Genomic DNA, 25060 nt, shown 5'->3' on the forward strand with positions numbered 1-25060 from the left:
AATCCCTGATAGGGATTAGGTAGTTTTTCAACCCATCCTGAAAACCAACTGATAACCAAAATGAATGGTTTCAATCCCTGATAGGGATTAGGTAGTTTTTCAACTCTACTACTCAGCGAATCTGATCAGCATCCCTCAGGTTTCAATCCCTGATAGGGATTAGGTAGTTTTTCAACGGGGCATTCCCTCCATGTTCACACTGGGCAATATGTTTCAATCCCTGATAGGGATTAGGTAGTTTTTCAACAGAAGCGGTCATCTACATACGGCACTACCAACCTTGTTTCAATCCCTGATAGGGATTAGGTAGTTTTTCAACTGCCCAGCTTTAGAAGCCTTACTATATTTAGTTTTCAAGGTTCAATTTCGTCAACCTAAAACGATAATAGCATTTCAGCCATCGCGGTCGTCAAGGGGAAGAGTGAAATTTGGGCAAAAACCACGTAATAGCAAGGGTTACAGCGATTGCGTCAACCTACTTTGATTACATAACGCTCGAAACCCTTGTACAGCAAGGAATACAGGCGATATTTTGCCCACCTCTGATTTTACACCTACTGGTTGACGCAAAACAGCACCAGATCACAGCGTATAAGTGAAATCATTAACCAATATTCCCGGAACTAAACTCCCTCCTAATTGGCGACTTCCATAAGTTCCGACTTCCGGGATAAATTCCTGAAAATTGGTGAGTTCTATGAGGTTATCTCCCCAGAAGCGATAGAGACTTTCATCAAAACGTAAATTTTCGATGGGGGCGATGATTTCCCCGTTTTCTACCCAAAAGCAAGCATAACGAGTCATACCTGTAATTCTACCAGTGGGGCGATCGCTCCAATTCAAGTAATGCAAGTTAGATATATATAGTCCTGTATCTAAACTCTGCAAAATCTCCTCAACGCCTAAATTCCCCGGACTGATTTCTGGCGCACGTAAGGTTTCCGAACTATTCGCACCGTTGGCGATTTTGCCATATTCCTTGGCTGTGCGAGAATTAACTAGAGTATTGACTAAAACGCCTTGGGAAATTATCGGTAATTCTGGGGCGACCATTTCCCCCAATTGATTAAACCGTGGTACAAACCCCTGTTGAAAGTTTTCTTTTAAACTAAACTGGGGCGAAAGTTGTTTTTCTTGGCGGGATAACATGGCTAAAGCACTGTTTCCCTGTTGTAAATCGGCTTCACTGACAGCAGACCAAGAAAGCATCCCCAACAAATCAGCAACCGCAGCCGGTGCAAAGTAAGTTTTATACTTTCCTTTGGTTACTTGTTTGGCGGGACGGGAAAGTAATTGCAGTTGGGTTTTAGCTTGGTTAATTTGGGCGATATAAGCGGCTTCATCCCAATTACTACCAGCAAATATACCTTTAACGGCTTGTCCTTTGGTATCAAATAGAGAATAATCTAAGGTAAAGGTATCTGTGGCGAACCAGTGTTTTTGACCTTCAGAATCACCATAAGCTTTAACCACTACTCCGCCGGCATACATTCCCGTAAAATCTAGGTCACTAACTAGTTCTAATATTGTTGGTGTTACTGATTCTGCTGCTAATAATTTGCCTGTGTTGACTTCTCGACTGCTATTATTCCCGGATGGTAAAACTAAGTAGGGGTCAACTGGTAATTGTGTCAATTCTTCCCGCAGTTCCAGTAATGCTGTGTATGCTGTTTGCCAATCTATATCCCAGTTTCCGGTAAAGGGAAAGGTACGAAAACTGCTGCGCTGATTTTCCATTAAGGTGAGTGTGATGGAACCATCTGTAACTAAACCTGTTTGGCGCACTTGAGCATGGTTAAATCGGGTAAATTGGCTGTGTTCGCTGGTGAGTATGAGGGTGAATTGTTCTGTGGCGGTTTTTTTAATTAGTAGGGTTTCTATAAGTTGATTGAAGTTGGTTTCTAAGGTCGGTTTCATGGTGAGGAGTTGGGAATAACGAACCGCAGAGGCGCAGAGAACACAGAGAAATGAGTTAGAGGTTGGGTCGAGGAATGAAATTCAACCTACTGATAACTGATACTTCGACTTACTTCGACTGCGCTCAGTACAAGCCGCTCAGTACAAGTAACTGATAACTGATTTATCCTCCTCCGAATACTTCGACGTTGCTAAATACACAAACTGGTGAGGCGTGTCCTACCCAAATGGCTTGGTTGGGTTCGCCTTTTCCACACATTGCTGTTCCGTACATTTGCCAGTTGTCGGCATTTCCGATTTGGGTGAGGCTGTGCCAAAATTGGGGGGTGGTGGCTCGATAGTTGGGATTTCTCAGGGTTTTGGTAAGTTTGCCGTTTTCGATTAATTTGGCGTATTCACAACCAAATTGAAATTTATAACGCTGGTCGTCTATTGACCAAGAGCGATTTGATTCCATGTAAACGCCTCGTTCTATTCCGCCAATCATTTCTTCTAGGGTGGCGTTTCCTGGTTCGAGGTTTAAGTTAGCCATGCGGTCGATGGGGGGACGATTCCAGGAGCAAGCACGGGCGCAAGCTACTCCTGATATCCCGGCTCTGGCTTGGCTTTCTAGGCTGCCTAAACCTCTCTGTAAGACTCCCCCTTTAATGACATACTCCCGTGTCGCCACTGCCCCTGTATCGTCAAATCCGTAGCTGGCAAATTCACCGGGAACTGTGGGATCAAAGGTGATGTTCATCAGTGGTGAACCATATTCTAGGTGACCAAAGTCGCTGGTTTTAACGAAGCTACCGCCGGCGTAGTTGCGTTCATCGCCTAAGATGCGGTCGATTTCTAGGGGATGTCCGACGCTTTCGTGTATTTGCAGCATCATTTGGTCTGGTGCTAGGACTAAATCTGTGCGGGTGTCGGGACATTCATCGGCTGTGAGTAGTTCTAGGGCTTGTTCGCCAATTTGTTGCGATCGCTGCCATAATTGGTCTTGGTTTAATAGTTCCCATCCGCCTTGATAGCAGTGTGCTTGCCAACCATTGTTGTTACGTTGTTGAACTATTTTACCGTCTTGGGCGATCGCTCCATAATGAGTTCCTAATGAGAGGATTTTTTGATAAACTTCGGAGCCGTTGCTGCTGACAAACCATGTCTCTCTTTCTGTGGTGCTGGCGCTGGCTGTGGTTTGTACTATTTTGTCGTTAACTTTCAGGCTTTCACACACACGCACCAATAAATGGTTAATTTCACCTGGATTCAGTGTCTCAAATGCTTCTACAAAGGGTGAGTGATATTCGCCTACGACTTTGGGGCGTTGACTTTCACTGAAGGGATATATCCACCATTTGCTAGCTGCTAGAGCTTGTTTATAAGCGGTTTGGGCTGCTGCTTGCAGTGATGGTAATTCGAGGGAATTGGTGGCTGCATAGCCGAGACAACCATTGACTAATACTTCTAGCATCGCCCCCATTGTGGAGGTTTTGCCATTGCTTTGGGGTAAACCATCCCGGACGTAACGAGTGGAGGAATTTTCCTTAACGGCTCTAATTCCAATCCAATCGGCTGGTATATTCAAGGTTGCGATCGCGTGTGTAAGTTTAGACAACATATTTATATAAAAATTATTATCTATATATATCTGGGAAGTGTGGGGAGCAAAGAATTTTGGATTTTGGAGAAAGCGATTTTAGATTGCAGTCTAATCCAAAATCTAAAATCTAAAATCTAAAATTAATTATGACCAGAATCTGATGTTGGTTGATTATCCGAGGTTGGAGCTAATTTGTAAATAGCGGATTTTTCCTCATTTAACAATTTTGGCTGTAAATAGAGATTTTCCACCAATACGCCCACACCAGCAACCCAAGGAGGGACAATTACAGCGCCAATAATTCCTAAAACCTGTGTTCCTCCTAGTACGGCTAAAAGTTGGTATAAAGGATGCACGCGGACGGAAGAACCTACTAGCAAGGGGTCAAGTACATAGGTTTCTAGATTTTGAATAATTACAAATAAGAGTAATACCCAAAAAAAGGTTAACCCACTTTGGGGAATCGCCACAATTAAAGCCGGAATTGCGCCTAAGACTGGCCCCACAAAGGGAATTAAGTTGGTGAAGCCAGCAATTACACCGAGGGCTAAGGCAAATTCTGATAGTCCCAAAATCCGCAAACCAACGGTAATTACAACCCCTAAAATAGCGGAGACTAAAACCCGTCCTTGAATATATCCCCCCATGCGGCGAGAAATGGGGATAACTTGGTCGGCTAAACGTTCATCCCAGGGTTGGGGAAATAAACTGACCAGACCTTTGATTAAGTTTTTGCTCCCAGCTACCATATAGGCGGACATGACTAGGGCTAAAATCAGGTTGACTAAGCCGCCAATAAAGCCACGAGTAAAGCCGAAGGAACGGACTACTAACTGTTGACTGGAACGAAATAACCAATTAGTGAGAGATTGGAGGTCAAAAAATTCTTCTACTGACTCGATTTGAGTGATTCCCAGTCGTAAGGCAAAATTTTCTGTTGCAATTACTAAGTTATCTAAATAAATGGGCAATTTACTGGCTAATCGCTGAGTTTGCTCAGAAACAGATGGTCCAATGATTAACCCTGCACCAATTAAACCCGATATGAGGCTGATATATACAATAATTACGCCTAACCACCGAGGAATCCGCAATTTTACGGCGGCGTTAACTAATGGTGCGATCGCAGCTGCTAAGACTACCGCTATCATTAAAGTTAACAGTAAGTTCCGTAATTGCCACAGTAAGACGACCACACAGCAAACGGCGACAATTAGCAGGAGTTCGGATAAGGAAATGGATTTACGCTCGTTGTTTGTCATTAGTCATTAGTCATTAGTCATTGGTCATTAGTCATTGGGAAGTTACCGTCTTCTCCCCCCTGCTCCCTGCTCCCTGCCCCCCTGCCTCTTCTCCCCCCCCACACTCTTCTAACGATGCCAGCGAGTACCATCACGGCTATCAATTAATGTAATACCTTCTGCCTGTAGTTGATCACGGATGCGATCGCTTTCGGCAAAATCTTTAGCTTTTCGGGCGGCTTGTCTTTGTTGAATTAGGTGATCAATTTCACCATCACTTAAACCTTCAGTGCTGGAAATTTCCGCTTCTGGCTGGGCGACTAAACCAAAGACTTCTGCTAGCATTACCAAGGTTTGCCACTGTTTTTGTAACTCCTCTGGAGATGTTTCGGTTTTGCCTTCATGTACAATAATGTTGGCTTGGCGGCGCAGTTCTTTGGCTAATTCAAATAACACTGCTAACCCACCGGGAAAATTAAAGTCATCATTTACCGCTTCTTGGAAACGCTGAATGTGGATTTCCGAAGTTAAATTTTCCCCACTCCCTACTCCCCCGTATTCATAGCCAAACAGTAAACCTTCTTTGAGGGTATGCCAGCCGTTGGTTGCGGCGGCGATCGCATCGGCAGTAAAATCTATAGGCTTACGATATTGCGCCATCAGCACAAATAACCGCACCGCCATTGGCTCAACGCCCCGATTTAGCAAGTCCCGAATGGTGGTAAAGTTGCCCAAGGATTTAGACATTTTCTCACCATCGACTTTCACCATGCCGTTATGTAGCCAGTAAGTGGCTAGGGGTTTACCTGTGACGGCTTCTGATTGGGCGATTTCGTTTTCATGGTGGGGAAAAATTAAGTCAGCACCACCAGCATGAATATCTATTGTCTCACCCAGGCGATCGCGCACCATTGCCGAGCATTCAATATGCCATCCCGGACGACCTGGCCCCCAAGGTGATTCCCACGCAGGTTCCCCTGGTTTGGCGGCTTTCCACAGGGCAAAATCAAAGGGGTCTTTCTTTTTCTGATATTCTGGATCTGCTACCTGGACGCGATCGCTCGCTCCGGCCTGCATATCTTCTAATTTTCGCCCGGATAGCTTACCATATTCATTAAACCGGCGCACAGCATAGTAAACATCACCATCAGCCGGATAAGCAAAACCTTTATTTTCCAACTCATGAATTAATCGCTGAATCCCGTTCATGGTATGAGTTGCACGGGGATATTCGTCAGCTTCTTTAATTCCCAGCCTTCCCATATCCTCAAAATAGGCGTTGATATAACGTTCGGCGACTGCTTCCATTGAAGAATGCTCTTCGCGCGATCGCTTGAGAATTTTGTCATCAATATCGGTAAAATTTTGGATATAGCGCACCTCATAACCGATAAACTGGAGATAGCGACGGACTACATCCCAGACAATGCAAGCTCTAGCATGACCCAAATGGCAGTAATCATAAACCGTCACACCACAATAGTACATCTTCACTTTGCCTGGTTCCACGGTTGCAAAGTCTTCTTGCCGACGGGTGAGAGTATTGTAAATAGTTAGGGTCATACAGAATAATGATCAAATCTAAAAGGTAATAATAGGGTAAAACAGCCCAAATCACAGTCCGTTAAACCTATGCTAGTACGGCAAGGCAGAAATAAACCATCCTTCGCTCACAACTGAACCCCTGGCGGGATTAAAATTACATTCATCCTTTCTCAGTTTTTATTATTTAAACACAGGATTATGCAATCAGTAGTTACTTCTGAATCTCCCGGAATTGATGCACCCAAGCAAGGAATCCCAGTCACGATTATTACTGGCTTTCTGGGTAGTGGTAAAACCACTTTATTAAATCATATCCTCAGTAATCAAGAAGGTTTGAAAACTGCGGTTTTAGTAAATGAATTTGGGGAAATTGGCATTGACAATGAGTTAATTGTCTCCACTGAAGAGAACATGATAGCTCTCAGTAATGGTTGTATTTGCTGCACTATCAATAATGATTTAGTCGATGCAGTCTACCAAGTTTTAGAACGCCAAGAAAATATTGATTATTTAGTAGTAGAAACTACGGGATTAGCTGACCCTTTACCAGTGGCTTTAACCTTTTTAAGTACAGAATTAAGAGATTTAACCCGTCTGGATTCTATTATTACTGTAGTTGATGCGGCGAATTATAGCCTGGATTTATTTAATTCAGACGCGGCATATAGTCAAATTGCCTATGGTGATATAATTATCCTCAACAAAACAGACTTAGTTGATGAGGCGGCTTTGAAAGATTTGGAACGCAAGATCGATTCTATCAAACAAGATGCCAGAATTATCCGCAGTCAGCGATCGCAAGTTCCCTTACCTTTAATTCTCAGTGTGGGTTTGTTTGCATCTGACAAGTATTTTGAGGAAACTGATCAACATGATCACCATGATCACCATGATCATGACCATTCCCAATGTGAACACGAAGATCATGATCACCACCACCACGATCATTCCCACCATTTAGAAAACGATGGTTTTACCTCCATATCTTTTCAAAGTGAACAGCCTTTTTCTATCAGAAAGTTTCAATCTTTCTTAGATAACGAATTACCTACCAATATTTTCCGCGCTAAAGGGATTCTCTGGTTTGATGAAAGTCCCCAGCGTCATATTTTCCACCTTTGCGGTAAACGTTTCACTTTGGATGATGATCAATGGCGGGGTACACCGAAAACTCAGTTAGTGTTAATTGGTCAAAATTTAGATCGTGAAACTCTCATGTCTCAGTTAGAAAACTGTCTTTGTGTTCCTTCTAAAAGCTGAGATTGGAAATCAGTTAACAGTGAACAGTGAACAGTAAACAAAGACTGATAACTGATAACTGATAACTGATAACTGATAACTGATAACTGATAACTGTTACCTCGGTCTTCCCAGAGTGGTGACATATATCACCGCTTCATCGGCGGGAATCCCTAATATCTCATTTACTTGGTCGTCGAAAAAGCCACCAATACCACTGACACCTACACCCAACTTAGTTGCGGCTAGGTTCAACCTTTGTCCCAAATGTCCAGCATCGGTGTGTAAATAACGGTAAACGCGATCGCCATATTGTGCGATCGCGGATTTCAGATCAGCTGTATGAAACAGCACTGCTGCTGCATCTCTCCCTAAATCTTGCCCCAAGCAGAGAAAGTGTAACTCCCGGCGGAAGTTTTTGAAGCGAATTTGTCTTAATTCCTGAGCTTTAGGGGCGTAATAATAACAGCCCGACTCCAAACCTTTAACCCCACTGACAGCAATAAATGTTTCAATTAAATTCAGGTCAAAGTAGTCTGGAGAAATATCCAAACCTTGGTCTAAATAATTTTGCGCTTGATAAGTAAAATCAAGTAAACTTTTCAGTTCATCAAGGTTTAAATCATCACCACTATAAGCGCGGGTAGAACGTCGCTTATACATAGTAGTTTCCAAATCTGCCAGTTTTACTCCCCAGTCAATAGGTGTAGTCACTGTGGGAACTTTTAAACAGAACGGAAAATTGTATTTATCCTGCAAAATTTTATCTTGCTTCACCTTAGGTAAATTCAGCTTACCAGTGACACTGGCTGGAATTTGGGTGCGAAAATGAAAATACCTCAGCAGTTCACCATCAGGAATCGGCGGATAATCAGTTTCACTCCCAGAAGGTAAAGCTGTACATCCCAGTGGTAAATTTTGCTGGATATCTAATAAGTCTGCCAAAGCCAGAACCGCCAGCGCTCCCTCTTGTTCGGAATCAATATAAAGCAGGTCATTAACAGCCTCATCCACAAAACCGCCAATCAAGTGCGGGCGATAGTCATTCATCGCCCCAGCTAGCTCAATATTGCCCAACAGATGCCCCGTATCTAAAAATATGCGACGATAGGCTCTATCTTCATATCGCCATACTGAACGATAAAAAACCCCAGTCACAATAATTGCCAATTGGGTATTTTCCAAGGCTGGATGCCAAAAACAAGCTTCCTGCAAAGCTGACCAAACATCACTTTCCCAATAGTGCATCAGGGAATGAGTGCGACATTGATAGTTATATAGTCCCGGTGGTAATAAAGGCGTACCACGAGAAACGAGATAGACTTCCGCCGGATATAAACCCCCCGCGCTGGGTGCAGCTCGTAAATATACCGCACTTCCCATTGAAGGCATTCTCGCTGTTAGTCCATAACTGCGAAACAGTAACCGCGAAAGTCTTTGCCACCATTGAGCATCGGGGTTATCAGCAAATGTCTCTGATGTGTCTTGGATATAAGGTTTGAGATCAAAAGTTGTTCCAATTTTGTACTCTTTAAACGGGACTGGCTGTTTAGACCAATCTAAGCCCTGAGATTTAGAGGCCAGAGTCTCAGGATCGTATTTAGTCCGTTCGTGGTAGTGTTGAGCAATAGATTGGTGTATTTCTGGCATATTATTTTCAATACTCTTGGCTTTCTGATTTTGATCTTGGCATTCATTAGCCTCATTGTTTCGTGTTAATTAGTACAAACTTTAAAGTCATTGTCTGATCTCTGACAATTCTGGGAAGATCAAAAAAGATTCAATAGCAGATGCAGTCGGCATTAGTTAATTCTAGAATATCTGTTGCCAGTGGTGCATGGGTTCGCTGCCCAGGTTTCCGTTTCATATCAATTAGTGGTACAAAGACTAAAGCCCTAATTTCCCTCTCAATACTGCCTCAGCCTTGAAGCCTACCAACATAGCTGTACCATCTTTGACGAAAAGTGGACGTTTTAACAGCATGGCATCTTCAGCGAATGCGTCAATCCACTGTTCATCAGTCCAAGTTTTCTTTTCTTCACCTAAAGCCCGATAGGATTGACCAGAGGTATTACGCATAGGTGCAAAACCCAAGGACTTCACCCAGTTTTGAATCATCTCACGAGTGGGCGGCGTTTCTTTGGTATTAATAAATTCATAATCAATGCTGTTGTTTTGCAGCCACGTAAAAGCTTTTTTACAAGTGCCGCAATTGGGAATACCGTAAACTTGAAGAGACATAAAAAGTTAACCAAAAATTTCCATCACATATATAGGCATCAGATTTGATTTATGAAAAAAAATAACTATTGTAGGGTGAGTTAGAATGAAATCCGTAACGCACCAAAGCCTTAATAATGACGCATTACCCCCTACATATTTGTTTACTAATCAAATAGTAGTCCTATATAAATATTTAAAATCTAATTATAGCGCATATTTTTCGCGCGTAACTATTGCTAAGAATAAGACTAAAAAAGTCAAGATTCCCGCTAAATATAAAGGATAGCCATAGGTAATGGGATTCGATTGATGAATGAGTGTGCCGGCAATCACAGGACCAATACCATTAGAGATACTTAAATAAGATGCGTTCAAACCCATAGCAGTTCCTTGGTCTTCTGCTTTAGCATTCAGAGAAATTAATGTATTAATCATGGGTTGAACTAGAGAATTGAATAGAGAAAATAAGATAGCAACTACGACAAAATAAATGATATTCTCCCAAATTGGCATGAGAACAAAAGACAAACTACGAACAAATAAAGATAGGAATAATATATTGACTATATTAAATTTACGACTGAGAACTGAAACACCCCAAGTTTGCATAATTACACCCAAAACTCCAACGACCAGAAACATCAGCGTTAAAGACTGGCTATTTTGACCCAAAACATTAATAAAGTAGGGTTGCAACGCAAAGGTAAAGATGGTAAAAGTAGTACCAATAAAAAAGTTAATTACCAAAAGTACACCAACTTTCGGCATAGCCAAACCGCTAATTAAATTTCCTAACCCTAGATCAAATATATTTTCAGCTTTTTTAGATTTATTTTGCAGAGTTTCAGGTAAAAGAAAGATTGTCACTAAAAGTCCGACAAATGCAACTGCGCCGGAAACTAAAAAGGCCGTCCCCAAAGAAATTTGCTGTGCGAATAAACTCGTAACTGGACCTAATACAAAACCCAAACCAAATGCTGCGCCATAAAACCCAAATCCCCTAGCTCGGTTTTCAGCAGTAGTGACATCTGAAATAATTGCCTGAGCCACCGAAGCATTACCGCCAGTTATACCATCCAGAAATCGCGCGAAAAAGAGAACACCTGCTGTTGTGGCATTTCCAGCAATTAAGTTAGCAATTACAGTTCCAGCTAAACTGATAATCAATAAAGGTTTACGCCCAAAACGATCTGAAAGCTTACCAATAACAGGCGTTGCCAAAAATTGAGCTACAGAGTACATGGAAAATAATAAACTAGTCTCAAAATCACTCAAGCCAAATCGCTTGCCATAAATATAAATAATGGGAATTAAAATTGTCAAACTCAGGGAGTTAATAAACGCAATTAAGGCAGTAATCCAAAAATTTCGATTCATCAGCGATTTATAACCACCAGTTTTTACGATTTATCAACTATAGTAATAATACTCAGCGTCCGTTTTTTTGGCTACCCCAATGAAACTTCAACTGAAGAGATTTTCTCGAAAGCAAAAACAGCGTCTAATTCCACGGATTCACATTAAAATCCAAAATGGACTATTTGAGATTATGGGTATGGGTGCATGGTATTCTTACTGGCGTGATCCCTACCACCTGCTGCTGACAATCCCTTGGGCTGGCTTTGTCATCCTAATTTTTACTTTTTATCTAACTATTAATACCCTGTTTGCTCTGGCTTATTTGGCGGGGGGAGATTGTATTGCTAATGCTGAACCAGGCTCGTTTTCAGATGTTTTTTTCTTCAGCGTGCAAACCCTGGCATCCATCGGCTACGGTGCAATGTATCCTCAAACCACTTACGCCAATATCATAGTTACCATTGAAGCGATGGTGGGATTGATGGGAATTGCTGTGATGACCGGACTAGCATTTGCAAGGTTTTCTAAAGCTACTGCTCGTGTCATGTTTAGCCAATTTGTGGTGATTATACCTCATGAAGGAGTGCCGACTCTGATGTTTCGCACCGCTAACCAGCGCCGTAACATGATCCTAGAGGCACAAATGAAGGTTTATTTAATGCGTGATGAAGTGAGCGTGGAAGGTGGATTTATCCGTCGGATTTATGACCTCAAACTGCTGAGAAACCAAACGCCTAGCTTCTCATTAACCTGGTCTGTGATGCACGCAATTGATGAGTTTAGTCCTCTGTATGGAATGACTCCAGAATCATTAACTCGGACAAATGCTTTGCTGATCACTTCTGTCAGTGGTATTGATGAAACAGTTGCCCAGGTGGTTCATGCTCGTCATACTTATGGTGCTAATGAAATTTTCTGGAATCATCGCTTTGTAGATATCATGCACCATACAGCCGATGGACATCGCTACATTGACTATCAGCATTTTCATGATATCCAACCTTTAAATCAGGTATAGAGATTTTTAGATGATCTTGATGAGTTGTTAAAAATCCCTCAGCAGTTACTAGATTAGTAGTAATGCTAACCAAAATAAACAGTATGGAAACCAAACAACTAGGAAATACAGGTGTATACGTGAGTGCAATTGGCTTAGGTGGAATGCCTATGTCAATATACGATCGCCCGCCGGAATCCCAATCAATCGCTGTCATTCATCGGGCTTTGGATTTGGGGATCACATTTATTGATACTGCGGACTCTTATTGCAAGGATGAATCAGATAAACATCACAATGAGGGTCTGATTCACCAAGCACTGACAACTTACACAGGGGATATCAGCCAAGTATTTGTGGCTACCAAAGGCGGTTTAATCCGTCCTGATGGCAGTTGGGGACGTAACGGGAATCCAGAACATTTGCGCCAAACAATTCGGGAAAGCTTTGAGATTTTAGGCGGCGACAAACCCATTGATCTTTGGCAATTTCATGCTCCAGATCCCAATTACAGCATAGAAGCATCCCTTACCCCAGCGAAAGAAGCTGTAGAAGCGGGTTTAATTCGATTTGTGGGAGTTTCTAACTTTTCTGTCGCCGAAATTAAACAAGCGCGGGATGTAGTGGATGTTATTTCAGTGCAGAATCAATACAGTCCTTGGCATAGACAGCCAGAAACTGACGGTGTTTTGGAATATTGCGAACAGGAAAACATCACCTTTTTACCTTGGAGTCCCTTTGGGGGAATGCGTCGCCACGGTAACTTGCCGAATATTCAGGCGATCGCCCAAATTGCCCAAGCAAAAGGCGTATCATTATATTGCATCGTCTTAGCATGGTTGCGTTCCAAATCCCCCTGTATTTTACCCATTCCTGGTGCTAGCAAAATCTCCAGCATTGAAGACACAGTAACTGCTGTAAATGTGAAACTCTCAGACGCAGAAGTGCAAAAAATCAATCAAGCCACGTCTTGAGCAGTTATCAGTTAGCAGTTATACCATTTCTGTGTAAAGCTGCGCTGAATTTCTTTCCTTCCTTCCTTCTTTCTTCGTGTACTTCGTGGTTCGTTCCTCCTATAATTCAGCGCATCCTCATAAAGAATTGGTATTAGCAGTCAAGAGACGTTTAAATCCCCCACCTTATACCTTGATAACTGTTCACTGTTCACTGATTTAAGGTACAATCGAAAGCTGCTAATTAATGAGAATGCTGCTGACAGGAGATGCACTATGGCCCGGATGTATTATGACGAAGATGCCAACTTAGACCTTTTGGCCGGAAAAACAATTGCCATCATTGGCTATGGTTCCCAAGGTCATGCCCACGCCCTTAACCTTAAAGATAGTGGCTTGAATGTCATTGTCGGACTATATCCGGGTAGTAAGTCAGCAGCCAAAGCCGAAGCAGCTGGTTTAACAGTGAAACCTGTAGCCGATGCTGCCAAAGCTGCTGATTTCATCATGATTTTATTACCTGATGAAGTCCAAAAGACAGTTTACAAAAACGAAATTGAACCCAACTTAGAAGCTGGTAACCTTATCGCCTTCGCCCACGGCTTTAACATTCACTTTGGCCAAGTTGTACCACCTGCTGACGTTGATGTGGTAATGGTTGCACCTAAAGGACCCGGACATTTAGTCCGCCGCACCTATGAACAAGGACAAGGTGTTCCCGCACTATTTGCAGTTTATCAAAATGCTACTGGTCAGGCACGCGATCGCGCTATGGCTTACGCTAGAGGAATTGGTGGTACACGCGCCGGTATTCTCGAAACCACATTCCGCGAAGAAACCGAAACCGATTTATTTGGTGAACAAGCAGTATTATGTGGTGGTTTAAGCGCCCTCATTAAAGCAGGTTTTGAAACCTTAGTCGAAGCAGGTTATCAACCAGAACTGGCTTACTTTGAATGTCTTCACGAAGTTAAACTAATTGTTGACTTAGTTGTAGAAGGCGGACTAGCCGAAATGCGTGACAGCATCTCTAACACAGCTGAATATGGCGACTATACCCGTGGACCCCGCGTAGTCAACGCCAACACCAAAGCTGAAATGAAGAAAATTCTCAGCGAAATTCAATCTGGGCAATTTGCGCGGGAATTTGTCTTAGAAAATCAAGCCGGTAAACCAGGATTCACAGCCATGCGCCGTCAAGAAGCCGAACATCCCATTGAAGAAGTCGGTAAAGACCTCCGCGCCATGTTTAGCTGGTTAAAGAAAGTTTAATTTAAAGTTTGTAGTGAGGGCTTCAGCCCTCCTATTCAGGGAAATTCTCCAGAAAATAATTGATTTTAAACACAACATTGCGGACACTATCTTCATCTGTATATTCTGGATTTAGAGAAATTTATTTATAGGATTTCAACACAATCACAACCCGATAAAGTTGACGATATTTAAATCGCTTATCTTGAATATCGACGCGCAGAATATTTTCTAGTGGTTCCTCAACAATTTTCCGACCACGCAAACCTTTACCCTCGATAGATAACTGATTCAAACTTTTATAGAAACTGCAATTACTCACAGGCTTAGTTACTAAATTAGATTAAACAAATAAAATCGGTCTATATTCTTTCTGACAGTACACCACTGGACTTTACAATTTGCTGTGCAATTATAGATTCTCTTCTCAATCCCAATCCTTTGGGAGAATTAACAATTTGTGTTCCTGAATCAGTAATTGATCCCTACGTAACAGTGATTTGTATTGATATTGAATCTTGAGTTATTCACATATCAAAGTACTATCAAACTTTTATCCCAATTTTCAGGTAACTCTTCTTTAGCATCAGTGAGGGAATTTTTGGCTTCACAAGCCCAGTCCCCTGGAAACCTACAACATTCCCGAACACAACTGCATCAATAGGATTGGGACGATGTTCTCAAGTTAGAACGAGTTTGATAGCTGGTTCATTATTTGAGTTCTCAAACCATCTTGCGATCACGAATATTTATCATTCGGCAACTAAGTTATTAAACTCAGAGTCTCATTCATTATCTAATTGGCTTTGCTATATGAATAATTTGTCTGAGTCAAAAATGGAGAGATTGCCACAAGTCGCATTGAATCCTTTAATAATGTCCAATTTACGTTCTCTGTTTTCCTCACAATGGGAGTTTGGGGAATAGCTGCATTAATAATTTATAAATCTTTTATAGGAAATAAGGAAATTACATCATAATGGCGAAATTTAACTACAAATCATCTCGTTATTTCTTCAAGACATTTTTTCTGATTTCCCTTACTGCTTTGGGAGCAATGGTAATGGTACCATTTGCCGTTAAATCTCAGGTACTAAAGAAAACCTTTTATTCTATCTCTCCTTTTTGCAAAGTATTATCGGAAAAATTTGGTCCCTACGGTGCTGCTCCCGATTTATCAGTAGCATTAGGTAAGGCGATCGCAGAAGGAGGTAATCTGAATCAAACCTGCGATATCTTGGGTGAAAAGTGGCTACCGCTCAACGTTTTACTATCCACAGACGAATCACTGGCTGAACGTTTAATCCAAACTGGGGTAAATGTAAATGCTAAGGATGGGAAAGGAGATACTCCCCTACATTATTTAGGAAAATCTGAGAAAAATGCGCGATTACTTCTGAGTAGAGGAGCAAAGGTCAATGTCCGCAACCGAAGAGGTAATACCCCACTCCATAATGTTTTTGGTGAAAAAACGGCTGCTGTAATCAAACTTTTGATAGATGGAGGTGCTAATGTTAATGCTAGAAATCAAGAGCAAATGACACCGCTACATCTGGTTCCCAATTCCGGAAAAGCAGAGATTACCGAGCTATTGATTCGCAGTGGTGCGGATATAAATGCCCGTAGCAATCAAGACTGGACACCACTGCACTACGCAGCATCTCATCTAGAAATCGCCAAGAAACTAATCGAAGCAGGGGCGGATCTCACTATCCAAAATCGTCAAGGGGCTGTAATTCACTCTCAGGATATTAACCCCACAGTACTACAACTCCTACTAGATCGGGGAGTTGATGTTAATCTCCGCAATGCTCAGGGGCAAACTCCGCTCCACGTAAATCGCTTCCAACCCACTTTAGTTAAACTGCTTTTGGAGCGAGGAGCAAAAGTTAACATACAAGATGCTGAAGGTAAAACCCCTTTATATGATGTTAATCTGAAAGTGGGTCAGTTACTGGTTGCGGCTAATGCAGATTTAAATGTTCAAGATAATTTAGGAAGAACACCTCTGCACCAAGCAGTATTGGAGGAACAAAGTTTTTTTGGACCGGAATTGGTAACACTATTTCTTAGTAAAAATGCTAAGTTTGACCTCAAAGATAAACAAGGTAAGACTGCTTTAGACTTGGCTCGACAACTTAATAAAACCCAAATCATTAATTTGTTAGAGCAACATATCGCAACTAAAGATTCTGCTGGTAGTGGAACAACCACAACCAAAGCAACAGCAAAACTCCAGCAGTTGCTCAATTCTAAAAACTGGAGTGCTGCCGATCAAGAAACCCGCCGTCTCTTATCACCTCAAAAAGACCTCTTTGAACCGAACGCTGCAACTATACCTCTAGATTTAATTCAAGAGATTGATCAAGCTTGGTTAGTAGCTAGTGATGGACGGTTTGGACTCAGTATCCAAGCAAAGATTTGGCAAGAGGTAATAGCATCTCATCCGAACAATTCCGAAACTGCCGCCAATACCTTTCGCGATCGCGTCGGTTGGAAACTTCAAGTTCCTCGAACCGAAAACGATTTTATCAGCAGTGACTGGCTGAATGAATCTGAACTCACTTACTCACTGAATCAAGCTCCTCTCGGACACTTACCCTGGGCTGGTGTTTCAGACGCAGCTGTACTATCTGTTGCAGTTCCTCCCCCAGGAGAACATTGTGGTAGCTGTACCGTCGATGCAATGTTCCTGCGAGATGGGCGATTCTATAAATATCTGCCTCAACTTTTTGCACAGGTTCAAATGGCATTAAATACTTCTGTGCCGAAAAAATAATCAGCAGCAAGAAAATATTGATCTAGAAGCCAAACTGGGCATTCTTGCTGCCTTGCTAAAGTTTGAGTGAATTTACAGCACTTAATCGTTTTGTCTCAAACTGGGAGAATCTAATAGCTCAAAACCTTTAAAAACGTTATTTTCCAGGTTTTTTGCTTAACATTTTAGTTTCTAGTAGAAAATACAGCTTTAAACCTTGACTAATTCAGAATTTCAGAATCAGGCATTGATAATGCTTCCTAAAAGTGACACAAGAGGATTAAGTGCCAACATTCTTAGAGGAGATTACAGCTGGTGGTAGGTTCCACGTTCAAGAAAGTTCCTGGGCGGGGTGTAATTGAACGCAACTGTCGGATAAAACCATTAAATCTGGCCTCACTGATGCCGAAGCCAGCTTCTGCACAAGCTGATAAACCCCCTTCTATGGGAATAGGAGAACCATTTCCAGGAGTATAAATAATAAATTTATTGACAGTGCCAGTGCCGACCGCAAACCCTGCCACTTGGCGAATTGTTCGCAAAGCGACATTATCTAGAGGACCACCAATACTACCAACACTGATATTAACGGCACGATTTTGAGCATAAGCTGGCGCACTAACTGACAATACTGTCCCAATTATCATCGCACAAGTAAACTTATTCATTTTCTTTTCCTCCAAAAAAAATTGAACTTCAGATGTAATATTTTCGATTGGCGAAGACTAGTGTCAACTTTACCAAAAAAGTGCGTCAGATGTTCGATTCGTTTTCAACTAACACTTATTCCCCAATATGATACTCCAACTTGTTGCCATTGGTAAAATTTGTGGCTGCACTTAGATGACCTTTTGACGAAGGTCGAACTGCTCATGGACCACCTGCGCGGACTAAGGAGAAACTAAGCATTTCAAACCACGTAGGTGGGTTTTGTCTGTGTAGCCGCGACTTTTAGTCGCCATAGATAGTAACAATTGATACTTTAGAAACCTACTTTAACCACCTTGGCGGTTGTTCTACCTGTAACAAATAAAAAGAGACTACTTATGGTTTATGCTTAAGTTGCCTTGGTAGTTGTTATACGAGTTTGATATGCTGAAAATACACAGGCTAGGCAGTGGATTAACTATATTACTCTTCGCAGGCTTCCTGGGAATACAAAATCCTGCACCGGCACACTCTCAGTCAGCCAGCCAACTTTTACCATTTTTCGATAATATCAATAACCCTGTACCTGTGGGTTTCCCCAGGGGTCAAAACGTAGATATTACCCCACCACCACCACGGCTAAATTCCTTTGACCAATCTGTTCTCAACATCTGCGGTTCCATAGGACAAAGAGTCACACCCAATCAATTCAAACAATTGTTGTCTAATTATCCAGATGTATTACAGCAACTTCAGACAGTCACCGGCGGCGAAATTCTGCCAGGACGCAGAAATAAAACTGCATTCATCGCAGATTTAACGGATATTTGGTTTAAAAATCGGGGGTTTGAACATATTTTTTGCGGTGAACTCAAAAGCGCTGATAAAATTGGCGGCTTGCATTTTTATGGTAGATATTTACAGTTACAAAATCAGGGAATTGGCGGACGCTTACCGAATAATTACAGGCGTGAGCAGGTTGTTCCTGGTGTAATTTATACAATGGGAGTTGTGATTAAACAAGGGAACCGCACATTTACAGATGTGATTAAGGGCTATAGCTATCTCAGTAATGCTCAAGAATTGCTAGTAAGTGCTACCCAAATATTTAAGTTGCAAGGAAATTCTGAGGGGGCGTGCATTTTTAATGTCCGAGACCAGGAAACTGGAACCACTTTTCCCAAAGTTTTTGTCCGGCGACAAAAGGCTATAGTTACTTTTTATCCTGATGCTACTCCCCAAGGTGGAACCTGTATCAGATAAAGATGTGACTCTTTATCTCTGCGAGTCTACATACCCTATTGTCAAAGTAGAGGCAAATGTGGCTTGTTTACTGACAAGTTCTTACAAATTCATAAATATAGCAACCGCCAATTAGGTGAGGACAGAAACAGATAATAGAACCCTTGCAATTAGGGATTTTACGCCCTTCGACTTACTTCGACTTACTTCGACTTACTTCGACTTACTTCGACTGCGCTCAGTACAAGCCGCTCAGTACAAGCCGCTCAGTACAAGCCGCTCAGTACAAGGCGCTGAGGGTGACCCTATTCCCGGACACTAAGCGTAGCCGAAGTGCTATTCCCTGCTATAAGTTAAATCATGAAATTGAGCGCCTAAGCACTCACTACAAACAAAGGGTAATTCGTAGCTGATTTTTCGCCTTGCAAATTACTTCTTCTTCGGAGGGTTGGAATTACGCTGTGGTGGGACATCTTGTCGTAATTGTTGCCGCCCATTAGTAATAATACGTAACATATCCTTCAGGTCTTGTTCTATACCATCTAGGACACTATCGGCGTATTCATCAGCGCCATTTTCAATATCTTGAGCTTGGGCGATCGCATTTTGTCGCAATTCCTCTAACTCTTGTTCACAGGTACGTCGTTTATGATCAATTTCCGCCAGAGTTGCTTGCATCATCCCCTCACATTCCTGCTGAACTTGTCGGCGTAACTGTTCGGCTTCCTGTTCTACCTGGCGGATGATATCACTCTGCCCTAGAATTTGCGCTCGCTTGGCTTGAGCCGCCTCAATTACCTGCTGTCCATACTCTTCAGCCTCTAATAGAATCTCCTGCTTTTGTTGCAGAATCAGGGCTGATTCCTGAAAAATGGTTGGTAACGAAATCCGAATAAAATCCAGATGTTCCAATAACCGATCTTCATCTACCAAAGTCCTTCCAGTCAAAGGAACGCGAAAACCATAGAGAATTAATGTCTCTAAACGATTGAGTTCTTCTAGAATATCTACGTTTCCGGTTCCGTTGGCATACTCTTCAGAGGGGGGAGCGGTTCCGTTGTGATTGGGTTGGCTATTGGAGAGGTGTGATTGTAGCATTTGTATATCTCTAGGGCAATTTGTTGGGGAACAAGATGATCAACAGATCCACCAAATCTGGCAATCTCTTTTACCACACTACTACTTAAAAAACTATACTCGTTGGATGTGGCAAGAAAAACTGTTTCTATTTGAGTGGAAATAGTTTTGTTGGTATGAGCCATTTGCAGCTCTACTTCAAAGTCAGAAATTGCCCGTAAACCCCGCAATAAAACCTGTGCTTGTTTGTTTTGGGCATAGTTGACTGTCAAACCGTCAAAACCGTCTACTTCTACATTAGACAGGTGTTGAGTAGTTAGACGAATCTGCTCTAATCTTTGCTGTACAGTAAACAGTGGTATCTTATTCGGATTCCGTAATACAGCCACAATTACCCGGTCAAACAACCGACTACCACGCTGAATAATGTCAAGGTGACCTAAAGTGATCGGGTCAAAGCTGCCAGGATAAATAGCAATCACAAAATATTCAATGCACCAAAGCTACTTCAGTAAGTATAAAGCATGAAGTATCAAGTTTAATTTTCCAATCCCCAGAGGCTGCAAAAACTGCTTTAATTGCTGTAACGCCTAACAAAGTAGTTAAATAGGTAGTTTTGCATGGTATTGGATCTTTCCACTTTGCTTTTAGCCTTTCAATTCACGTCTCCCGGCCCAATTATCGTGGAAATAGGGCCAATAAGTATTCGCTGGTATGGCTTGTTAATTGCTACATCTGTGTTAATTGGTGTCAGCCTTTCCCAGTATCTGGCAAAGCGCCGTAATGTTAACCCAGAATTGATCAGTGATTTATCAATTTGGCTGGTCATTGGGGCGATTCCGGCAGCGCGGTTGTATTATGTTTTATTTCAATGGTCAGAGTATTCCCAGCAACCAGAACGAATTATTGCGATTTGGCAAGGAGGTATTGCTATTCATGGTGCGATTATTGGTGGAACTTTAGCAGCATTAATCTTTGCCAAGGTTAATCAGATATCTTTTTGGCAATTGGCTGATTTAGTGGCTCCTTCGGTGATTTTAGGGCAAGCAATTGGACGTTGGGGCAATTTCTTTAACTCTGAGGCTTTTGGCCGTCCCACTGATTTACCTTGGAGGTTGTATATTCCCACGATAAACCGCCCTCCAGGTTTAGCTAATTTTGAATATTTCCATCCCACATTTTTGTATGAATCGCTGTGGAATTTAATTGTCTTCGCGTTGCTGATGACTTTATTTTTTCGCGGTTTATCTGGTCAGCCCCGTTTGCGCTTAGGGACGATATTTTTAGCTTATTTGGTTGCTTATAGCTGCGGACGTGTGTGGATTGAAGGTTTTCGCATTGATAGCTTAATGCTGGGGCCGCTCCGCATTGCCCAATTTGTGAGTTTAAGCGGTATTCTTGTAGGATTGGCTGGGTTAGGTTGGCTGTATTTAATGAAACGTCCTTTACCTGATGTAGTTGCGCCACCAAATAGGGATGAGGGAATGAGGGGATGAAGCCAAAAAAATGCCCCAGAGTATTCTCTAGGGCTTAACCAGGGTGCATCTACCATTCATATCTACGAGAAAAAAAGGCTTAATCCGGAAGATTCGGAAAAAAAGCCGAGAAAAATTTGTTTGAGATTTTACATTTATGGATTCGCTTGTTTACATTGTGGGTGCTGGCCCTGGAGATCCGGATTTATTAACAGTAAAAGCCCAGAAACTGCTCGCTAGTGCAGATGTTATTTTATTTGCTGATTCTTTGATTCCAGAGGAAATTTTGCATTTATGCCGAGAAGATGCGGAAATTATTCGGACGGCAAATCAGACTTTAGAGGAAATTATAGCGCTGATGTTGGCACGGGTGCGATCGCATAAATCTGTGGTGCGTCTCCATTCTGGTGATCCCAGTCTTTACAGCGCTGTCCATGAGCAAATGCAACTGTTAGCCGCAGCTGATATTCCTTTTGAGGTTATCCCTGGGATTAGTGCTTTTCAAGCCGCAGCCGCTAAACTGAAAATAGAATTAACTGTCCCCGGTTTGGTACAGACTATTATCCTCACCCGCATCAGTGGACGGACACAAGTTCCCCCCAAGGAAGAATTAGCTACCTTGGCGGCACATCAGGCTAGTCTTTGTCTCTATCTCAGTGCGCGTCACATAGAAAACGCCCAAGCTAAACTTTTAGAACATTATCCAGATGATACGCCCATAGCGATTTGCTTCCGCATTGGCTGGCCTGATGAAAAAATCTTGGTTGTGCCTCTGAGTCAAATGGCTAAGTCTACCCATGAAGAGGATTTAATTCGTACCACACTTTATGTTATTAGTCCAGCACTTACGGCAACTACAGGGCGATCGCGTTTATATCATCCAGAACACAGTCATATATTTCGATCATCTCATAATTAGGGACTAGGTTCGATAAACTGAATAAGTCAAGAAAACCGAAAATCTGCACTTAATACTATGCCTTTAATTAAAGTTCAAACTTCTGTATCTGCACCCGCAAAAGCTGATGTTGAGACTCTGCTAAAGAGCTTATCTAGCAAGTTAGCAAAACATTTGGGTAAACCTGAATCCTATGTGATGACAAGTTTAGAAGCCGATGTTTCTATGACTTTTGCTGGGACTACAGACCCGGTTTGCTATATTGAAATTAAGAGTATTGGCACAATGACACCAAACGAAACTACAGCGATGAGTCAAAATTTTTGCCAACAAATTAACCAATTTTTAGGCGTACCAGAAAATCGAATTTATATCGAATTTGCTGATGCTAAGGGGGCAATGTGGGGTTGGAATGGTGCAACTTTTGGTTAATTAATTTGACGCAGATTAGCAAGTAGCGATCGCAGAAAAAGAGAGTTGGAGATTGAGTCAGGTGTTATCCGGGATTGCAACGAATTTCTAACATAAAACCGTCGGGATCATAAAAGTATACACCTCTACCTGTAGGGCGGGTAACTGGTCCGTGGGCGATCGCCACTTGATTTTCTGTGAGGACTTTCAAGGCTGTTTCAAACAATCGCGGATCAATGTCAAAGGCGAGATGATATGCTCTGGTAAATTTATTTTCTGCATTGGGATCTGGTGGTGATAACTCCGGTTCCCAAAATAAATCTAAAATTGTGCCATCGGGGGTAACAAAGTTGGCGACTTTCCCTGTAGCCACAAGTTCTGTTAAAGTGGCTGGTACTTGTTCCCCTGTGAGTTCATGCAAACCTAAAATATCACCGTAAAAGTATTTAGAGGCTTGCATATCTTTGACATTGAGAGCAATATGATGGACAGAACGGAGATTTCCGGCTACTAGTCTGGTTTTGGGGGTTGTGCTAGGTTCCATAGAAACTACTCCTATTTGTTTAGTTGAGATAAATCTTGGCGAGATATAGAATTAATGCGGAGTTGCTGAATTGAGATATGAATTAGTGTCACGCAAAGGCGCAAAGGCGCAAAGGAACTAAGAAAAATCAAGGTGATTTTGGCATTTCATACTTTGATTCAGCAACGCCATTAATGCCAACCTGTTTCTGCTTGTTCCAGGACGTAAGCTGCAACTTCTTGGATTTGTTCTGGAGTTAGGCGGTCTTTGTAGGCGGACATATTATTTTTACCATTGGTAACTATACCTGTAATGGCTTCTATGGTATTCATCCCATATCTTTCTAGAGCCGACTTTTTTAAGTTTTTACCTCTGCGGATAATGTTACCGCCATTGATATGACACCCCGCACATTGAGCGCTAAAAATTTCTGCGCCATGATTTGTCTCTGCGGCGATCGCCGGGGTCGTAAAATTATTTATGAATAGAAACATTGTCACTAATAACAATATTAGTCGTCTTTGCACTCAATTACTCCTGATTATGTTTTGCCACAATCATTTTACCGCAGCCCTAACCCCGTCTGGGAAGAGGAGAACTGGACTTATACCAAATTAAGATGAAGTTGCATAGAATAATTGAACGCAGATGGACGCAAATAAACGCAGATGAAGACGGTTTGCGGTTCGTTTCTGCTAAATGTGTAAAATCAATCGAGCTATTTGCAGGTAAATCAAGATTCCGGCTACATCCACCAGAGTAGCGCCTAAAGGAGCGGACATTAAGGCGGGGTCAAATCCCAGCAACTGGAAGAAAAATGGCAGCATTGCACCGCAGAAACTGGCTAAAACTGAAATAGTAAATAAGCTCACGCCAATTACTAATGCAATCATGGGATTATTTTGTAACAGCAGCGCTTCCCCTGTGACTAGTATTCCTAAAATTGCCCCTAGAATTATACCGGAAGCCATTTCTCGGTAAAGCACTTGCGGAATTAGCGTTTTTACGTGAGTTGTTTGGGAGAGTGCGCGGACGACGACTGTAGCTGTTTGGGTGCTGACGTTTCCGCCGTAAGCAATGAGTAGGGGAATAAAGCTAGCCAGTACAACTACTTGTTGCAGAATATGTTCTTGACTTTTAATTACAGCTGTAGTGCTACTACTAGCCAGCAGCAGAATAAATAGCCAACCTAAGCGGCGTTTGACAATTGCTAGGGGGTTATCATCGCCATCGTCATTGTTTTCTGGCTGGGTATCCTGTGCAGTTTGAGGGATATAGAGTAAGTTAAATAGTTGTTTACGCTCGTGAGGGGATAATTCGTGAGTAAAATTTAAATTGTTTTGGTTCTGAAAGTCTTCTATCAGTTGCTGTTGGAGATGAGTGTTGAGAGTTTGATAAACTGCGATCGCCTGATTTCTTGGTAGCTTATAAAAGGCTTCAGCTTGCCAACCACAAGGAAGTTCCGTAATTTCAGTGGCAATTTCAGTGGGTTGTCGCTGACTGAATATGTCTTTAGTCTCCTGGATGGTGATTTCTGGTTGCAATGATAACGGCGGAGGTTCTTCGCCAGTTGCAAACGCTTCACAGGAATCTATCAATGAGTCATACATAAGTATGGGATGATTACTCGTTTTATTTTTCACTCATCCCAATGATAACGATTATGAACAATACATTTGCTAGTAATTAAATATTTCTTACTATAGTAATCGGCTTTGATT

The 25060-nt window shown here is 42.0% G+C and carries 23 protein-coding genes and 1 CRISPR repeat array (1 of these 24 running past the window's edge); of the genes, 9 read left to right on the top strand and 14 right to left on the bottom strand.

Annotated elements, in window-relative coordinates; translation table 11 throughout:
• Positions 1–319: a CRISPR direct-repeat array (repeat unit 37 nt; unit sequence GTTTCAATCCCTGATAGGGATTAGGTAGTTTTTCAAC) (it extends 1373 nt beyond the left edge of the window).
• A gap of 263 nt (positions 320–582) precedes the next feature.
• The 4 genes from VB620_RS11670 to cysS all read right to left on the bottom strand — a co-directional run bounded on the left by VB620_RS11670 (position 583) and on the right by cysS (position 6303).
• A complete protein-coding gene (locus tag VB620_RS11670) occupies positions 583–1917 on the bottom strand; it encodes a TldD/PmbA family protein (RefSeq protein WP_323196321.1) in 1335 nt (444 codons plus the stop codon).
• 163 nt (positions 1918–2080) lie between these two features.
• Positions 2081–3517, bottom strand: a complete 1437-nt coding sequence (locus VB620_RS11675) for a TldD/PmbA family protein (RefSeq protein ID WP_323196322.1) — start codon at positions 3515–3517, stop codon at positions 2081–2083.
• A 122-nt stretch (positions 3518–3639) separates the two neighbouring features.
• Complete coding sequence (locus tag VB620_RS11680; protein WP_323196323.1) at positions 3640–4761, bottom strand: AI-2E family transporter; 1122 nt, start codon at positions 4759–4761, stop codon at positions 3640–3642.
• A gap of 108 nt (positions 4762–4869) precedes the next feature.
• A complete protein-coding gene (cysS, locus tag VB620_RS11685; RefSeq protein ID WP_323196324.1) occupies positions 4870–6303 on the bottom strand; it encodes a cysteine--tRNA ligase in 1434 nt (477 codons plus the stop codon).
• A 180-nt stretch (positions 6304–6483) separates the two neighbouring features.
• Between cysS and VB620_RS11690 the strand changes: the two genes are divergently transcribed.
• Positions 6484–7545 carry a CobW family GTP-binding protein gene (locus VB620_RS11690; protein WP_323196325.1) on the top strand — a complete coding sequence of 354 codons (1062 nt, stop codon included), beginning with the start codon at positions 6484–6486 and terminating at the stop codon, positions 7543–7545.
• A 96-nt stretch (positions 7546–7641) separates the two neighbouring features.
• Here VB620_RS11690 and VB620_RS11695 read toward each other — a convergent pair whose 3' ends face one another.
• The 3 genes from VB620_RS11695 to VB620_RS11705 all read right to left on the bottom strand — a co-directional run bounded on the left by VB620_RS11695 (position 7642) and on the right by VB620_RS11705 (position 11124).
• Entirely contained in the window at positions 7642–9174 is a 1533-nt protein-coding gene (locus VB620_RS11695) for a SagB/ThcOx family dehydrogenase (protein ID WP_323196326.1), read from the bottom strand.
• 237 nt (positions 9175–9411) lie between these two features.
• Complete coding sequence (locus VB620_RS11700; RefSeq protein ID WP_323196327.1) at positions 9412–9765, bottom strand: Spx/MgsR family RNA polymerase-binding regulatory protein; 354 nt, start codon at positions 9763–9765, stop codon at positions 9412–9414.
• Positions 9766–9951: 186 nt separating this feature from the next.
• Positions 9952–11124: an MFS transporter gene (locus VB620_RS11705; RefSeq protein ID WP_323196328.1), complete on the bottom strand. Its 1173-nt coding sequence runs from the start codon at positions 11122–11124 to the stop codon at positions 9952–9954.
• Between the two features lie 79 nt (positions 11125–11203).
• Here VB620_RS11705 and VB620_RS11710 point away from each other — a divergent pair, with 79 nt between their 5' ends.
• From VB620_RS11710 to ilvC, 3 genes are all read left to right on the top strand, one after another.
• Positions 11204–12124, top strand: coding sequence for an ion channel (locus VB620_RS11710; protein WP_323196329.1), 921 nt, complete (start codon positions 11204–11206; stop codon positions 12122–12124).
• Between the two features lie 83 nt (positions 12125–12207).
• The gene (locus tag VB620_RS11715; RefSeq protein ID WP_323196330.1) at positions 12208–13077 is read left to right on the top strand and encodes an aldo/keto reductase; all 870 of its coding nucleotides are present in this window, start codon (positions 12208–12210) and stop codon (positions 13075–13077) included.
• 255 nt (positions 13078–13332) lie between these two features.
• Positions 13333–14328, top strand: a complete 996-nt coding sequence (gene ilvC, locus VB620_RS11720) for a ketol-acid reductoisomerase (protein ID WP_323196331.1) — start codon at positions 13333–13335, stop codon at positions 14326–14328.
• 121 nt (positions 14329–14449) lie between these two features.
• Here ilvC and VB620_RS11725 read toward each other — a convergent pair whose 3' ends face one another.
• Positions 14450–14602 (bottom strand): hypothetical protein, encoded by a 153-nt coding sequence (locus VB620_RS11725; protein ID WP_323196332.1) that lies wholly within the window; start codon positions 14600–14602, stop codon positions 14450–14452.
• Positions 14603–15286: 684 nt separating this feature from the next.
• On the opposite strand from VB620_RS11725, the gene VB620_RS11730 reads away from it, so the two are divergent.
• A complete protein-coding gene (locus tag VB620_RS11730) occupies positions 15287–17086 on the top strand; it encodes an ankyrin repeat domain-containing protein (RefSeq protein ID WP_323196333.1) in 1800 nt (599 codons plus the stop codon).
• Positions 17087–17361: 275 nt separating this feature from the next.
• On the opposite strand, the gene VB620_RS11735 is transcribed toward VB620_RS11730, so the two are convergent.
• Entirely contained in the window at positions 17362–17733 is a 372-nt protein-coding gene (locus VB620_RS11735; protein ID WP_323196334.1) for a hypothetical protein, read from the bottom strand.
• Between the two features lie 424 nt (positions 17734–18157).
• Between VB620_RS11735 and VB620_RS11740 the strand changes: the two genes are divergently transcribed.
• Positions 18158–18976: an EndoU domain-containing protein gene (locus tag VB620_RS11740; protein ID WP_323196335.1), complete on the top strand. Its 819-nt coding sequence runs from the start codon at positions 18158–18160 to the stop codon at positions 18974–18976.
• A 408-nt stretch (positions 18977–19384) separates the two neighbouring features.
• Here VB620_RS11740 and VB620_RS11745 read toward each other — a convergent pair whose 3' ends face one another.
• Complete coding sequence (locus VB620_RS11745) at positions 19385–20053, bottom strand: DivIVA domain-containing protein (protein WP_323196336.1); 669 nt, start codon at positions 20051–20053, stop codon at positions 19385–19387.
• Entirely contained in the window at positions 19963–20514 is a 552-nt protein-coding gene (gene coaD / locus VB620_RS11750) for a pantetheine-phosphate adenylyltransferase (protein WP_323196337.1), read from the bottom strand. The genes VB620_RS11745 and coaD overlap by 91 nt, the downstream gene beginning before the upstream one ends.
• Positions 20515–20652: 138 nt before the next feature.
• Here coaD and lgt point away from each other — a divergent pair, with 138 nt between their 5' ends.
• The 3 genes from lgt (at position 20653) to VB620_RS11765 (ending at position 22837) form a co-directional block, all read left to right on the top strand.
• A complete protein-coding gene (gene lgt, locus VB620_RS11755) occupies positions 20653–21528 on the top strand; it encodes a prolipoprotein diacylglyceryl transferase (RefSeq protein ID WP_323196338.1) in 876 nt (291 codons plus the stop codon).
• 136 nt (positions 21529–21664) lie between these two features.
• Positions 21665–22426, top strand: coding sequence for a precorrin-4 C(11)-methyltransferase (cobM, locus tag VB620_RS11760; protein WP_323196339.1), 762 nt, complete (start codon positions 21665–21667; stop codon positions 22424–22426).
• A 57-nt stretch (positions 22427–22483) separates the two neighbouring features.
• A complete protein-coding gene (locus VB620_RS11765; RefSeq protein WP_323196340.1) occupies positions 22484–22837 on the top strand; it encodes a phenylpyruvate tautomerase MIF-related protein in 354 nt (117 codons plus the stop codon).
• A gap of 64 nt (positions 22838–22901) precedes the next feature.
• On the opposite strand, the gene VB620_RS11770 is transcribed toward VB620_RS11765, so the two are convergent.
• The 3 genes from VB620_RS11770 to VB620_RS11780 form a co-directional block, all read right to left on the bottom strand.
• Positions 22902–23360 (bottom strand): VOC family protein, encoded by a 459-nt coding sequence (locus VB620_RS11770; RefSeq protein ID WP_323196341.1) that lies wholly within the window; start codon positions 23358–23360, stop codon positions 22902–22904.
• A 170-nt stretch (positions 23361–23530) separates the two neighbouring features.
• Complete coding sequence (gene petJ / locus VB620_RS11775; RefSeq protein WP_323196342.1) at positions 23531–23866, bottom strand: cytochrome c6 PetJ; 336 nt, start codon at positions 23864–23866, stop codon at positions 23531–23533.
• 168 nt (positions 23867–24034) lie between these two features.
• Entirely contained in the window at positions 24035–24949 is a 915-nt protein-coding gene (locus tag VB620_RS11780; RefSeq protein WP_323196343.1) for a magnesium transporter, read from the bottom strand.
• Between the last annotated feature and the right edge of the window lie 111 nt (positions 24950–25060).

Source organism: Nodularia harveyana UHCC-0300 (genome assembly GCF_034931085.1).
GTDB classification, from domain to species: Bacteria; Cyanobacteriota; Cyanobacteriia; order Cyanobacteriales; family Nostocaceae; genus Nodularia; species Nodularia harveyana.